Origin of the sequence: Halorubrum sp. CGM4_25_10-8A, assembly GCF_005435025.1 — an archaeon.
Taxonomy (GTDB): Archaea; Halobacteriota; Halobacteria; order Halobacteriales; family Haloferacaceae; genus Halorubrum; species Halorubrum ezzemoulense.
Genome location: NZ_SGTX01000014.1, coordinates 29,421 through 41,610 on the forward strand (window position 1 = coordinate 29,421; position 12,190 = coordinate 41,610).

Consider the following 12,190-nt stretch of genomic DNA (forward strand, 5'->3'; position numbering starts at 1 on the left):
GAATTCAAAAATGATCGGTGGGAAAAATGTTCTCAAATTGACTACAACTTCTGTAATCTCGCACGGCGTTTCTGACATAGTGTAGGTAGATCCGTAATGTGTGTCGGTGTGTGGACCACCTGTACTGACCGATCCTGCCCCCCCAGTTTGGACAGTTCGTCAGTGTAACATACGCGCCTTCTATTCGGCACGGACTTTGTATCAGTTGTAAAGAATTTCAGCAGAGCCTTTTATTACATCTGAGTAGGCAGGCGTACAGGCATTCGTCTTTAGTTAAGCCCAGTAGTAATACTATATTGCCTAATTATGCGCCAAAGTGTTTGGAGAGGTGGATCTCACGAACCAACTGCTATTGCCGCCAAAATCAAGCAATAAGCATCTGCTTCAGACCTGAATTTCGAACCGTAGCTGGTGTGATTGTCCGGAATCCAGCCCAAAAACACCGCCATGAGATATTACCGGGAGTATTAACTAAAGACGAATGGGCGTACAGGAAACGGGGGTTTTCTGAACACCAGTATGAGGACTAAAAATAGGCCTACCTACAGGCCTATACAGAGATGGCGAAAACGAGAGTTAGTCAGGGGGCGAACGGGCAGTACAAGATCACCGTATCGAAGGGGTTCGCCGAGGCGATGCCTGTCCTCGTTGTTGCGTGGGGCGTCACGAACCGGGCGTGGGCGCTTGCTCAGATGCTTGATGTCCGGGTCCTCACGCTTGAGGATCTCTCTGTAGACTCACTGCCCCCGCTTACTGAACACCGGCCGCCGCGGGGAACGCTTCGTACGGGGCGAGAACCGCCCGTCAACGATACGTACGTCGCAGCGGCGGATGCCGAGTACGACTTCGGCGGCTCACGCTAGCAAGGTCGTACAGTGGTGTCACACAGTATTGACTGCGACACCACATCGAGTACTCTATCTGGGGCGTGAAACCCGCGGACAACGACAGTTCCCCGTTGGGTCTCACTCAGGGACAACGCCTCAAAGATTGCGCGGGTATTAGCAACGGTCATTGCGGCGACAGACTGTACCACCCAAATGACAACAGATCCCTACTCTAATCGCCCACCGCAGAGTTCGTTCTCATTCCACAAACGAGAAGTCAATCCACATAATACGTTCGCTGAGGCGGTCGAACTCTGGCATAGGCACTCAAAGTCGTCCGCCTCATCCTCTAATTTAACATCAGGTTGAGTGGTTCATGCGTCGCGTTGCCGGAAGACAAGAACGGCAAGCGCCACAACAAGTACAATCTGAACGATCTTATCGACATACCCAACGAGGGTGAAGTTCCCCGCCTTGGCAATATACCACAGTGGGATCTGGACAGCTGTATACGGAATCGCGGCGATAGCAAGACCATGGCGACGGACACCTCGTGCGTACAGGAGCATTCCCCCGATGAAGCCAACACCAGCAAGAAGTACTGGCGGCGCTCCCTCTACAACACCAGCATACAGATGTGTTGCGGCTGTGATGCCTAACAGAATAAGGACGACTTGCTCAAGTGTTGATAGCGAGTTCATCCCAGAAGTCCCTGTCGGCGCCTGTTGAGTCGGTGTAGACACAGTATATTCGTGTGACTCGACAAGTATTAATCTTGCTCTATTAATACAAGACCATTTGAAAAATAAGACTTCAGCGGATCTAATGGCTGTGAATGACTGCTATTGGTAGTCTCAGTACCTCACAAAGCATCCTCTGCTAGCTGTTTCTGAAGCCTAAGTTCCACGGCGGAGCGGTTGTGGTGGTGGCCCTGACGAGAGATTCGTACACGAACCGAGGGAGAACTGTCGCTGTCGGCGGCGACTGCCGCCGACGTGACAGCGTCGCCACTCCTGGCGAAGGCTAGCCCGGTCGGAGAGTAGCGAGTAAACCGATCGTCTGGTGGTCGATTTGCGGGGACGGTCCGACGCGTCGCGAGGGCCGTCCACGCTGCCCGTTGAATCATATTGATGAACTCCTTGAACGACCACTTCCAAAGGCGACGCCCCCACGGCGGGGCGTCGCTGGTATTAGACACACCTTCAGCAAGCAGACGTCTCAACTAGCCGGCTTTGTGATGTACTGATATTCACATCAATTGTATACACGCTACACACAAGATAGTATTGCCTTATATGGGAAATTGTGTACTTTTCTTTTTGCTCAAATACCCGAATTTGTATTTTAGATTCGTTTGTAGCATATAGTATAGTTCTTTTTCCACAATATTAAAACCCGTTCAGCGCGTCACACAAGTGTGGTTCATAGCGAAGAAACACAGCCGTTCGACATAGAGGTGGGGCCCCTACAAGCGGTGGTAGCCGCACTCTTTTCACAGGTGATCATTAATAGGATCAGTCCCACGGTGGATGCGTGACTCGCAACCCTCTATCGAGAGTGAACGCGGATTCACCACGGATTACAGCTTCCCTACTGGTCCTGTTGACGTTACTAGGCGCTGTAGGAGGGGTCACAGCAGTGCCAGATGCTCGGATTGGTATCGATGAGGTCGATGTCAGCTCAAGTGAGCCGGTAGTCGATGAGCGAACGTTATTGAATGTGACTGTCTCAAACTCTGGTGGAAGTCCAGCAGCCGCCAACATAACGAGCGTTCGGCTATATGATGCGGATGAGGACGGCAACCCACGTGACGAGGCTACCATGGTCGGAGGACTCTCTCCGGGTGACACAACTGATGTCGCTCTGTGGACAGAGTTCGACGAGCCGGGGGAATACCGACTCACTGTCGAGGTCGTTGCGGATCAAGAAGCGACAGGTGGCGAGGCTAACGGCGGGACCGTCACGGTGACACGCGACGTGATTGTTGATGTTCAGCCAGTAGAGGTTGCGCTTGACCTCCGAACCCGCGCGCTAGCACCGGAAGACCTCGAGAGCGACGATGATGATCAAAATGCTGGTGGAATAAATGTTGGTGGTGTCGGAGATCTTCTCGGTGGTGGTGGCGGCGGCCTCCAAGCCGGTGGGACCGACGAGTCTGACTCTGAGTCCGTCGAGTCGGTTGACTCTCCGGTAGCGGTGACGGTCGTTAACACCGGGACGACGACCGCAGACCGCGTGAGCCTGACTGCCGTTGGCACATCAGTCAGAGGGGATAGGGGAGAAAATGCCGCGAGTGACGATGCTGATCCAACAACTAAAGTCGGCCCCTTCGTTGTCGAGAACCTCGCACCCGGTGAGGAGCGGCAGGTAATTATCGACCTTGGCCCGATTGACGAGCGTTCGGATGTGACGGTTACCGCGGCGTTCCGTGCTGATACCGACGTGCGAAACGAACGCGGTGCTGACCGAACCGCGGAGTCGACAGTAACGTATCCAACGCGCGAAGGTAGTCCGAGCGTTACCGACGCGACCATCCGGACGACTGATGATGGTCAGGTAACTGTTGATGCCAACCTCGGTAATGCGGGTACTGGTGAATTGAACGGGGTTGTCGTTTCGGTTACTGGGACAGATGGGGTTGAACCGACCCCAGCCGGGCAAAAATACTTCATTGGAACCGTCAGCGCGGGCGATTTCGTCGCTTTTGACCTTCAAACTGTGGCGAATGCCTCTGTAGCGGATGAGGTTCCGATCCGGATCGAGTACACCGAGCGTGGTGTCCGCTACACCGAGACCACAATAGTGGCGCTTCCAGAGCCAGATGACGAGAGTGGGTCAGAATCTGGTACTGTTGGCACACTTGGAGTAATCAGTATTGTCGGAGTTGTTGGCGGCACTGGGGTCGCAATTGCCGGGAGTGTAATCCGTCGCCGCGATGTATAGCGTCGAACTCAGGGGTGCGACCAAGCGGTACCCAGGCGGGGGGACCGAACCGGTGGTCGCACTCGACGACGTGAACTTCGCGGTTGAGCCTGGAGAGTTCGTTGCTGTTGTCGGCCCCAGTGGTTCTGGGAAATCAACGCTGCTCAACGTACTCGGTCTCCTCGACGACCCGACTGAGGGGTGGCGTCTGCTGAACGGTACCGATGTGACTGAACTCTCGGTCGCCGAGCGCACCACAGCTCGCAAGGGATCGATCGGATTCGTCTTTCAGGACTTCCACCTCCTGCCAGCGCTGACCGCGGTCGAGAACGTTGCGCTACCAACCGCCTTCGATTCAGGCGACGCGAGCGACCGTGCTGTGGACCTGCTTAGACGGTTTGGGCTCGGTGACCGGCTTGACCACGAACCATCAGAACTGTCTGGTGGACAGAAACAACGGGTCGCTATCGCTAGGTCGCTGATAAATGACCCGGCAGTGTTACTCGCTGACGAGCCAACGGGGAACCTCGACACGGACACCGGCGAGTCAATCCTCGCTGAGTTCGGGCGGGTAAAAGAGGAGGGTGTTGCTGTCATCGCGGTCACACACGATCCGCTAGTTGAGGAGTACGCGGACCGAGTCGTTGAGCTCACCGACGGGGTGCTGGTAGGCGGAGATGTCGATGAGGCGACCTCAGTAGACGACACCCTAGGAGGCCGGGACAGCGAGTCGCCGCTCGCACCGGGAGAACAATGAGCAAGAGTACTTCCAGCGGAACCGACACTGAACCCGGAGCTACCAGTTGGCTCCGGGGCTGGCGACCCGCTGTTGGAATGGCCGGCCGGAATCTCCGCCGGAACCGCGTACGGACGGTACTAGCGGTGCTTGGCGTTTGTATCGGCGTGCTGGCAGTGGCCGCGCTAGGGATATTCGGAAATGTGCTCGCGCTCGGCGCCAACGACGCTATCGGTGATATTGGCACACAAGTAGTCGTGTCGCCAAACTCGGACACCGGAGTAGAGTCACTTTCGACGACTGATGTAGCGGAGATCCGACGTGCCGTTGACGACCCGGCGGTCGGCGATCCGGCTGTGGTTCCATTGTATTCGGACAACGGGATTGTTGCGGGCGCAAGCTCACAGACCTTTGCGACAATCTATGGCGTTGAGGAACCAGCCCTCGCGTTTGAAGCCGCTGAGGGGGAGCTCCCGGACCGTCACCGGCAGGGCGCAATCATCGGTGCGGGTGTTGCTACTGATCTCAATATTGGGACAGGCGATACTGTGGAGATCGTAGGGTCACAAGTGCGCGTCGTTGCCGTGCTCGCTGAGACACAGACATTCAGCCCGGTTGCACCCGATGACGCCGTCTTTCTCCCAGAGTCGGCGTTCGCCGCTGACGGCTACGCGCAAGCGCTTATTATTTCAGAATCCGGTGAGACGGCACAGGCCGCTGCGGACGCGATCCGCAGAGAGGTGAACGCTCGTGAAGATCGAGTCGACCTATTCGAATTAGCAGCAATCGTGGATGAGATTAATGGCTTCTTTGACCTATTGAGTACGTTCCTGCTCGGGCTCGGTGCTATCTCGCTCGTGGTCGCCGGCGTCTCGATCCTCAATGTAATGCTGATGAGTACGGTCGAGCGGAGACAAGAGATTGGCGTAATGCGTGCTGTGGGTGTGACCCGCCGAGACGTGTTGCGTGTGTTGTTAGCAGAGGCTGGCCTGATTGGTGCCGCGGGCGCCGCAGCAGGGACTGTGCTGACCGTGATACTCGTCGCCGCGCTCGTAGCCGCAACCCCAGCGGTTGACGCCAGCCTAGTTATCGACCCGACTAACGCTTACTATCTCCTGTTGGCGCTAGGATTTGGAGTTGGTGTGGGAATTATCAGTGGGGCGTACCCTGCTTGGAAGGCAGCAAACGAACGCCCGGTAGAGGCGTTGCGAAGCTAAACCAGTACACCCATAGAATATCAAATCGGAAATCAACCATTTTATATACACTCAGCCAGTTGACGGGTCTTTGCCACTAGTTCGTAAAATCACGATTCGTAAATAGTAGGGCAGAAGCAGCGGTCGCGTTAAGTTAAGCAGAAACGCAAGACGGCAAGAGTATCCCGTGAGCTTTGGAAAGCCGAGTTACATACTCAAGATAGGTAGTAACTCCGGGAGAAACTGGATCTGCCTTCTCAGTTCTCCTTCTCGTTGATCCTCAGAACACGATCCGCTACAACGTTCCAGAACACTACAGAAAATCGCATGACAGCAGCTAGGTGAGTACTAACTTAACGCGACCGTACATAGTAACGCCCGCTAAATATACATCGCACATCGGTGATTGCTCCGCCGACAGTCTTAATATATTGTGTGTTAATAACAATACTACATGGGGAAAAAGTGTCAACTACAAGTGCGCCGTCTCGCTGGTGGAATGGCATTGCTTGGACTCACGCTCGGGACATTCGTGTCACGATGGTTTTTGTTGCTCGTCGGGTTTGTCGGTCTTAATCTCATTCAAAGTAGCTTCACAGATGTCTGCCCGGCAGAGCAACTTCTCCCAGGGTGTGAAACGAACGGCGAGGCCAATACCTCATTTGTAAGGTCCTAACTCCGATCGGACGCGAGAATTATTTTTACTCTAGTTTTTATCCGCAACTCAGGAAATATAAAGAAGAGGGTTGGACTGCTAGATAAGTTAGAGGGCCTGACGGCAGTACATATTTAGTCGTGTGGAATATATACAATATTATGATGGGATACGGACGGACTGACCGGCGATACGGACAGTGTAGACAATCAGCCGACCGGAAGTGCCGCCCGTTCGAATTGCCACACACCCGTGGGGATGCCACACGATGACCGGCGGCGAGCAGGCTCGCGGTGGCCAGATGCAGCGATGGGTTGCAGAGGTGTTCAAGCCGGCCGGCGTTGGGGTTGGGGTAACAGTGCTCGCGAGCGTGGTACCATTCGTTGGGTTGCTCGCACCGGCGATGGGCGGTGGCGTGGCGAGCCAGGTGAAGAAGTCTGGCGACGGGAGCGGCCCACGAGTTGGGTTTGTCACGGGCGCATTAGTGGTGTTACTGTCGCTACCGATGACGTTTTTCGCGGTGGCAGTCGCTGCGACCGTATCTCCGATCGCGACGGTCGGTGTGTTGGGAATGACCCTCGTCGGTGCGGTATACGTCATCGGGAGCAGCGCGCTCGGAGGCTACCTTGCCGACGAGCTCGCGGAAGATCACCGGAGCCGTAAAGACGCTACGCGGCAACTAACGCCAGCTACGACGGGAGGGTCGGCGTCACCAATCGAGCGACTCAAGCGCCGGTACGTTGACGGCGAAATGGATGACGACGAGTTTGAACGGCGACTGGAACGGTTAGTAACTATCGAAGGGGCCGGGGAGCAGGCGGGCGACCGCGTCGTCGAAAATCGCGAACGACGACCGAACCGGCGGGAGACTACAGTACCTGCCCACGAGCGCTAACGGCGTCCCAGAAGACCGACGCGCCGAGCGTAGTACAATGGACATGGTCGCTAGATACGAAGCGATTTCGCGTCGTCGGCGTCCGCGACGAGGGCGCCGGCGACTACCACCTGTACATAACGAATTTAGCGGGGAAAGAGTTCTTTCCGACGGATTTAGCGGAGATCTACCGCTGTCGGTGGGAAGTTGAGTTGCTGTTCCGGGAGCTGAAGACACAGTACGAATTAGACGAGTTCGACACGAGTGACGAACACGTGGTGAGGATCTTATTATACGCAGCGCTGCTGTCGCTGCTTGTAAGCCGTGATCTGTTGGATCTAGTCACTGAGCAGGGGGTGATGAGCTTGTGTTTCCGACAGAGCGCTGGGCGGCGACCTTTCGGTCGCACGCCCATCTCATTCTCCACGAACTCGGTGAGTTCCTTGGCTACTCACCACCGCCGCTGCTCGACCGCCTGATCGAAGACGCTCAAAAGATCCACAGGCGACGACCAATCTTACAAGAGATGCTCGCTACCGCTACACAACCGAGGTGTGAGGCTTAACTAAAGACAGATGACGCCTGTGGTCTGGCCACAAGGAGACCATCTTGATACGCCTCTCGGAGATATATTAGCGAATTACGAAACCCCTGTTGAACGGGTCTACAGCAATACTCTTGGCAAGAAAGTCTGGGGAAACGTCTGTCAGAACTGTGACTCATACCAAGGAAATCATTTCATCCAGCAAGAGGCACTGGAGATTGACCCTCCACTGGTAGACTGTCCACATTGTGGGGATGAACACGAATGGAGCCCGGACAAAGGGATGGGTAGAGCATTCGGACAGGGATGGGTCTCATGTCCAGAATATGGTGAAATACCGGTTGGTGACCCACGAGGAGAGTGATGAATCACTTCACTCCATACAGGGCCAGATCAATAGTATTTCAAAACTCGAATGAGTAAATTGCGACATGTACGATCTCACTGGCTTTCAGCGCGATCTGCTGTACGTAGTTGCCGGACTTGATGACCCCCACGGACTCGCGATCAAAGACGAGCTCGAGGACTACTATGAAAAAGAAATCCATCATGGCCGACTCTATCCAAATCTCGATACGCTCGTTGAGAAGGGACTCATCGAGAAGAGCCAGCGCGACCGACGGACCAACGAGTACACCACTACCCGTCGGGGCACCAGAGAGATTGAAGCTCGGACTGAATGGGAAGCCAACTATATTGATCACGACAGCTGATCGAACCGCCGCGTTCGAGGACTGTTTAGCTCTAGTATTTCACGCCCTTCTCGTGTGAACTCCACGTAGCGTATCTAGACACCGTAGAAGAGACTATTTAGATTAATACTAATATTAAGATTAAGATTAACTCGATTTCTGCCTTCTCAAAATTCGAACTATATTTGGGACTCGACCAAACACCTGGTCGAGAAGAATCATCCACTGTTTTTCAATGGATTGTCCAAAGATAGAATCAAGAACCTGTTTGAGAAGGAAATCAGTCGGGCAGTAGCTCAGACAGGCAACAGACAGCTGTCCCAGGCCTCTGTCGATGACGACTCCGACAACGAGTAGTACCGCATCAACCACATCTGGGTAGCCCCACAGCTGACAGAGCGATCGCTCTGTTGTCTTCATGGGTGCTATCCGTTCCTTGGTACTGTTAGGATTTTTCCTAACACTTATCGGAGCAGGGTGCGTCGGCACATGTGTGGATGAGCGATGATGTCACCGTGCTCGAAGACGAGATTGAAGCCTACGCCGACGGCACCGTTGCGCGGGTGCGTGTTCTTTCGGTCCCGACCTCAGGCGTGTTCTTTCGGTCCCGACCTCAGACCGGTTCGAGGACGGGATCAAGTACGCGCACCACTACGGTGAAGCCGGCGCAGACGATCCAATCATCCGGTTCGACAACCACCACGGCGTCCACGAACTCCACCTCGGCGGTGAGACCTTCGAGATCGACTACCCCGGCCTTGCGGAGATCTTCCGCGCCTGGCGGGCGGCACTCCCAGAAGAGAAGCGCGACGACTGGTAGCCCGATCAACTACGGTGACCGACATACAGACCCGCGACTAATTCCGACCCACAACTCTACACCCCCCCATGACCCAGACACTCCATGTTCAGATCAAGTCTGCCGACCGTAGCGACCTCGAAGAGCGCCTCGAGGCGATAGACGCCGGCGAGGACGTCGACCCCAGCGAACCGACGCTCTCGATCGAGAATCTCGAAACGTTCGGTCGCGTCTTCCGCTCGACCAACCTTGAGCTCTTGGAGGCGATCGTCGAACACGAGCCGGAGAGCATCCGCGAGCTCGCTCGCCTCGTTGATCGGAACCCACCAGAGGTCCTCGAGAACGTGAACGAGCTGGCCGACTACGGCCTCGTCGAACTCGAGGAGAATGGCCGGGCAAAGCGGCCGGTCGTGTGGTACGACGAAATCGACGCCGACATCCCGCTCACGACTGGGTCGGGACAGGGCCGGAAGGCGAACGCCTGACTCAGCGAAGATACACGATGGGCGACGACGTCGATCCCGAGAATCCGCGCCCCGATGGCCACTACCACGTCGACCGCGACGCAGAGTGGTACTACGTCGACGACGACCTCGCGGGGACGATCGCCCTCGGGCCAGCGACCGACGGCGAGCCCGGTGACGGCTGGGTGCTTACGCTCTCGGCCGCGACGTCGGACGAGGATCCCGATCCGGCCGAGCGTGTCGCCGTTCGCCTCACGCCGTGGGCGCTCCACGCGCTCTACATCGAGGCGCGGAATCTCTCACCAGACGCTCGTCAGGCAGGTCACACCGCCGAGTGTGGGCTCTGCGGCGAGCAGGTTCCGCTCGACCGGGCATGGCCGGACAACCGCAAGCGACCGTGTCACCCAGACTGCTACGCTGATGCGTTCGGTGCGCCGCCCTGGTACGATGGACAGTAGCTTGGTGTCGCTAGAGCGTCACAGATGAGCGGGAATAAGCTTCTCATCGCTGCTAGTGCGACTGTGATCTGGGTCATCTCGGGGGTACTCTTGCTTGAGGTGGCGAGTTTGGCGTCGGCCTTCGAACTCGCAGTTTCTGGCCCGATCTTGGACCTCACATCGTTGCTTGATGCGTAGCTACTAGCTGGAGCTATCCTCGGTGTCGTTGACGTCGCCCTCCTCTGGGATATGGCCACTGGGTGGTGACCACGAAACACCGACACCGCCCTAGTACCCGGCTAGCAGCCGTTTGTCCGGAAGAAGCTGTCAGACTAATCTTAAGATTAAGATTAATTCGTATAAGTGAAATGCTCTCTTAAGACGTGAATACGAATGCCAGTATCCACAAATCAGTTATCTAAGAACAATTTCTGGGAGCCTCCATACAGTCCGACACAACTGCCACAAGATATTAGTTCTCGGTTCACGTATCATGAATTACGATGGTAGTAACAAACGCCCCGACTGCGGACGAGAACGGCTCGAAAGAGGGCACCGCACGCTCCTTTATCGCGGCCTCAGAGATACTGGTGAATCCCGACATCGCCAGAGTGTATACTGACATCCTGCTGAATCAGCCTACTACGAACAGCAGTATCGAGCGTAGACTCGATCTTGCCGGAAGTACAACCTCAATGCGGGTTGGAAAGCTCAAAAACTTAGATATTGTCGAGGATGTCAGTAGCGGGAAAGAGAGCCAGCTCCGGACTGATTCACTATTTCTCCCCGTTGGGGAGGGAGAGACGCGGATACTGTTAGACCCGCTTACGATCGCCGCTTACGGTGCAAGCGGCGAGGTTAGTGAGATCGAACTCTTCGTTGATCGGCACGGCAAGGCGAAGCTGCTGATGGCGGTTGAGCAGACACGGGCATATCTCAGTGGCGAGGTGACTCGTCGTGGAGCAGCAGACCGCCTCAATGTTGATGAGATCGAGGCTATCAGCATCACGCAGGCGCTGGAGCCGATCATTGCCCTATTCGTCAAAGCAGGGCTCATCGATGATTCCTTCGAACACGACGTACATGATCGGAAGATTCGAAACACTCCGTACGTGTTTGAGCAGGAATGAGCGATCGGCCGAAATTAGTTGACTCTTCACCCCTCTACCCGCTCCCGGATACGCTCCTCGTTGACTCGAGCGTCTTGGGTGGAATCGGGCGATCTACTCCAGAACGGCGACAGCTAATCAACTACATTCAGTCGAATGATAAGCAGTTGTACGTCTCCACTGGAGTAGTCGAGGAGTTGGACAAGGAATGGGCTGGTCCCTACGGTGTCAACGATTGGCTTGATCCAATACGTAACGAGGACTGGATTGTTGCCCTTCCAGAGCCGGATTACGGTGCGCGAATCCGTGACGGACCTACCGTGAGCGAGATGGTTGACGAAGCACACAGAGAGTTAGCCAAGCTCGAACAGGAGCGAGAAGATGAACTCCCGAAAACGGACGCCAAATTCGCCGGTAATCTTGTTCAAATTCGGGTGTCTGAGGGTCACAATTCTGTGGGGCTGATCATCGACGACAGGAACGCAGAGCGCGCACTATCTCAGGTAGTCAGTGAGACGGAGTACGAGCAATTCTTCCGGATACTGAGGGGGCCAGAGGTATTAGAAGAGATACAGTAACACCCTTGTTGATCTGCTGCCCTTCGGTTTCTGATAGTCCGTTGGATCTTCCACCGTGAGATCGTCCCGCGGTCGACCTTTCGGTACAGTTCGACAGAGAATCATAACGTATCCTTCCTCGTTGGGGCTACCCTCCTTGCGCGGCTTATGAGGTGAGATCCGGTAAGTTAACGACTTCACTATACCACCGCGCCGCACAATCTCGGAGGATGGTATTGATGCGCGCCTTCTATTCGATAGATTTCAACATGTTCAAAACCCGGTGTGAGAGTCATTACTGGTTCTCAACTCGTTTTTAACCATTTTAATAGATGTCTGTTCGTCATAATGGGTATGTAAATCTACTACCTGAGAAAC

The 12,190-nt window shown here is 55.2% G+C and carries 14 protein-coding genes and 2 pseudogenes; 13 read left to right on the forward strand and 3 right to left on the reverse strand.

All coding sequences use genetic code 11. From position 1 onward, the window contains the following. Positions 1-560: 560 nt before the first annotated feature. Positions 561-863, forward strand: coding sequence for a hypothetical protein (locus tag EXE52_RS13750; RefSeq protein WP_137703745.1), 303 nt, complete (start codon positions 561-563; stop codon positions 861-863). A 338-nt stretch (positions 864-1,201) separates the two neighbouring features. Here the strand turns inward: EXE52_RS13750 and EXE52_RS18805 are convergent, their stop codons facing one another. Both EXE52_RS18805 and EXE52_RS13760 read right to left on the reverse strand, forming a co-directional pair. After that, positions 1,202-1,570 carry a hypothetical protein gene (locus tag EXE52_RS18805; protein ID WP_241988255.1) on the reverse strand — a complete coding sequence of 123 codons (369 nt, stop codon included), beginning with the start codon at positions 1,568-1,570 and terminating at the stop codon, positions 1,202-1,204. A 299-nt stretch (positions 1,571-1,869) separates the two neighbouring features. Continuing rightward, positions 1,870-2,012, reverse strand: a pseudogene (locus tag EXE52_RS13760) (ISH3 family transposase); the annotation flags it as partial. A 417-nt stretch (positions 2,013-2,429) separates the two neighbouring features. Here EXE52_RS13760 and EXE52_RS13765 point away from each other — a divergent pair. The 7 genes and pseudogenes from EXE52_RS13765 (at position 2,430) to EXE52_RS13800 (ending at position 8,467) form a co-directional block, all read left to right on the forward strand. Next, the gene (locus tag EXE52_RS13765; protein ID WP_137703769.1) at positions 2,430-3,770 is read left to right on the forward strand and encodes a CARDB domain-containing protein; all 1,341 of its coding nucleotides are present in this window, start codon (positions 2,430-2,432) and stop codon (positions 3,768-3,770) included. Further along, positions 3,763-4,506 carry an ABC transporter ATP-binding protein gene (locus EXE52_RS13770; protein ID WP_089308965.1) on the forward strand — a complete coding sequence of 248 codons (744 nt, stop codon included), beginning with the start codon at positions 3,763-3,765 and terminating at the stop codon, positions 4,504-4,506. Before EXE52_RS13765 ends, EXE52_RS13770 begins: the two co-directional genes overlap by 8 nt. Beyond that, entirely contained in the window at positions 4,503-5,702 is a 1,200-nt protein-coding gene (locus tag EXE52_RS13775) for an ABC transporter permease (protein ID WP_089308966.1), read from the forward strand. The genes EXE52_RS13770 and EXE52_RS13775 overlap by 4 nt, the downstream gene beginning before the upstream one ends. A gap of 433 nt (positions 5,703-6,135) precedes the next feature. Next, positions 6,136-6,357, forward strand: a complete 222-nt coding sequence (locus EXE52_RS13780) for a DUF2892 domain-containing protein (RefSeq protein ID WP_137703746.1) — start codon at positions 6,136-6,138, stop codon at positions 6,355-6,357. 247 nt (positions 6,358-6,604) lie between these two features. Then, entirely contained in the window at positions 6,605-7,231 is a 627-nt protein-coding gene (locus EXE52_RS13785; RefSeq protein WP_176450679.1) for an SHOCT domain-containing protein, read from the forward strand. A gap of 20 nt (positions 7,232-7,251) precedes the next feature. After that, positions 7,252-7,775: pseudogene (locus EXE52_RS13790) on the forward strand (transposase); the annotation flags it as partial. Positions 7,776-8,185: 410 nt separating this feature from the next. Then, positions 8,186-8,467, forward strand: a complete 282-nt coding sequence (locus EXE52_RS13800) for a helix-turn-helix transcriptional regulator (protein ID WP_094580463.1) — start codon at positions 8,186-8,188, stop codon at positions 8,465-8,467. Positions 8,468-8,593: 126 nt separating this feature from the next. On the opposite strand, the gene EXE52_RS13805 is transcribed toward EXE52_RS13800, so the two are convergent. Continuing rightward, complete coding sequence (locus EXE52_RS13805) at positions 8,594-8,866, reverse strand: hypothetical protein (RefSeq protein ID WP_129452622.1); 273 nt, start codon at positions 8,864-8,866, stop codon at positions 8,594-8,596. 259 nt (positions 8,867-9,125) lie between these two features. On the opposite strand from EXE52_RS13805, the gene EXE52_RS18810 reads away from it, so the two are divergent. The 5 genes from EXE52_RS18810 (at position 9,126) to EXE52_RS18815 (ending at position 11,833) form a co-directional block, all read left to right on the forward strand. Beyond that, on the forward strand, positions 9,126-9,266 hold the full coding sequence (locus tag EXE52_RS18810; protein WP_321162982.1) for a hypothetical protein: 141 nt from the start codon (positions 9,126-9,128) through the stop codon (positions 9,264-9,266). A 68-nt stretch (positions 9,267-9,334) separates the two neighbouring features. Then, entirely contained in the window at positions 9,335-9,730 is a 396-nt protein-coding gene (locus tag EXE52_RS13815) for a transcriptional regulator (protein WP_006630784.1), read from the forward strand. A 17-nt stretch (positions 9,731-9,747) separates the two neighbouring features. After that, positions 9,748-10,167 carry a hypothetical protein gene (locus EXE52_RS13820; RefSeq protein ID WP_094521031.1) on the forward strand — a complete coding sequence of 140 codons (420 nt, stop codon included), beginning with the start codon at positions 9,748-9,750 and terminating at the stop codon, positions 10,165-10,167. 482 nt (positions 10,168-10,649) lie between these two features. Then, entirely contained in the window at positions 10,650-11,276 is a 627-nt protein-coding gene (locus EXE52_RS13830; protein WP_137703747.1) for a hypothetical protein, read from the forward strand. After that, positions 11,273-11,833: a hypothetical protein gene (locus EXE52_RS18815; RefSeq protein ID WP_241988257.1), complete on the forward strand. Its 561-nt coding sequence runs from the start codon at positions 11,273-11,275 to the stop codon at positions 11,831-11,833. The genes EXE52_RS13830 and EXE52_RS18815 overlap by 4 nt, the downstream gene beginning before the upstream one ends. The last annotated feature ends 357 nt before the right edge of the window (positions 11,834-12,190 follow it).

What these genes read in the sequence shown, in the direction of transcription:
- EXE52_RS13775 (WP_089308966.1), top strand. Translation starts at nt 4,503, where the DNA reads ATGAGCAAGAGTACTTCCAGCGGAACCGACACTGAACCCGGAGCTACC.
- EXE52_RS13785 (WP_176450679.1), top strand. Translation starts at nt 6,605, where the DNA reads ATGACCGGCGGCGAGCAGGCTCGCGGTGGCCAGATGCAGCGATGGGTT.
- EXE52_RS13820 (WP_094521031.1), top strand. Translation starts at nt 9,748, where the DNA reads ATGGGCGACGACGTCGATCCCGAGAATCCGCGCCCCGATGGCCACTAC.
- EXE52_RS13770 (WP_089308965.1), top strand. Translation starts at nt 3,763, where the DNA reads ATGTATAGCGTCGAACTCAGGGGTGCGACCAAGCGGTACCCAGGCGGG.
- EXE52_RS13815 (WP_006630784.1), top strand. Translation starts at nt 9,335, where the DNA reads ATGACCCAGACACTCCATGTTCAGATCAAGTCTGCCGACCGTAGCGAC.
- EXE52_RS13780 (WP_137703746.1), top strand. Translation starts at nt 6,136, where the DNA reads ATGGGGAAAAAGTGTCAACTACAAGTGCGCCGTCTCGCTGGTGGAATG.
- EXE52_RS13750 (WP_137703745.1), top strand. Translation starts at nt 561, where the DNA reads ATGGCGAAAACGAGAGTTAGTCAGGGGGCGAACGGGCAGTACAAGATC.
- EXE52_RS13800 (WP_094580463.1), top strand. Translation starts at nt 8,186, where the DNA reads ATGTACGATCTCACTGGCTTTCAGCGCGATCTGCTGTACGTAGTTGCC.
- EXE52_RS13805 (WP_129452622.1), bottom strand. Translation starts at nt 8,866, where the DNA reads ATGAAGACAACAGAGCGATCGCTCTGTCAGCTGTGGGGCTACCCAGAT.
- EXE52_RS18815 (WP_241988257.1), top strand. Translation starts at nt 11,273, where the DNA reads ATGAGCGATCGGCCGAAATTAGTTGACTCTTCACCCCTCTACCCGCTC.
- EXE52_RS13830 (WP_137703747.1), top strand. Translation starts at nt 10,650, where the DNA reads ATGGTAGTAACAAACGCCCCGACTGCGGACGAGAACGGCTCGAAAGAG.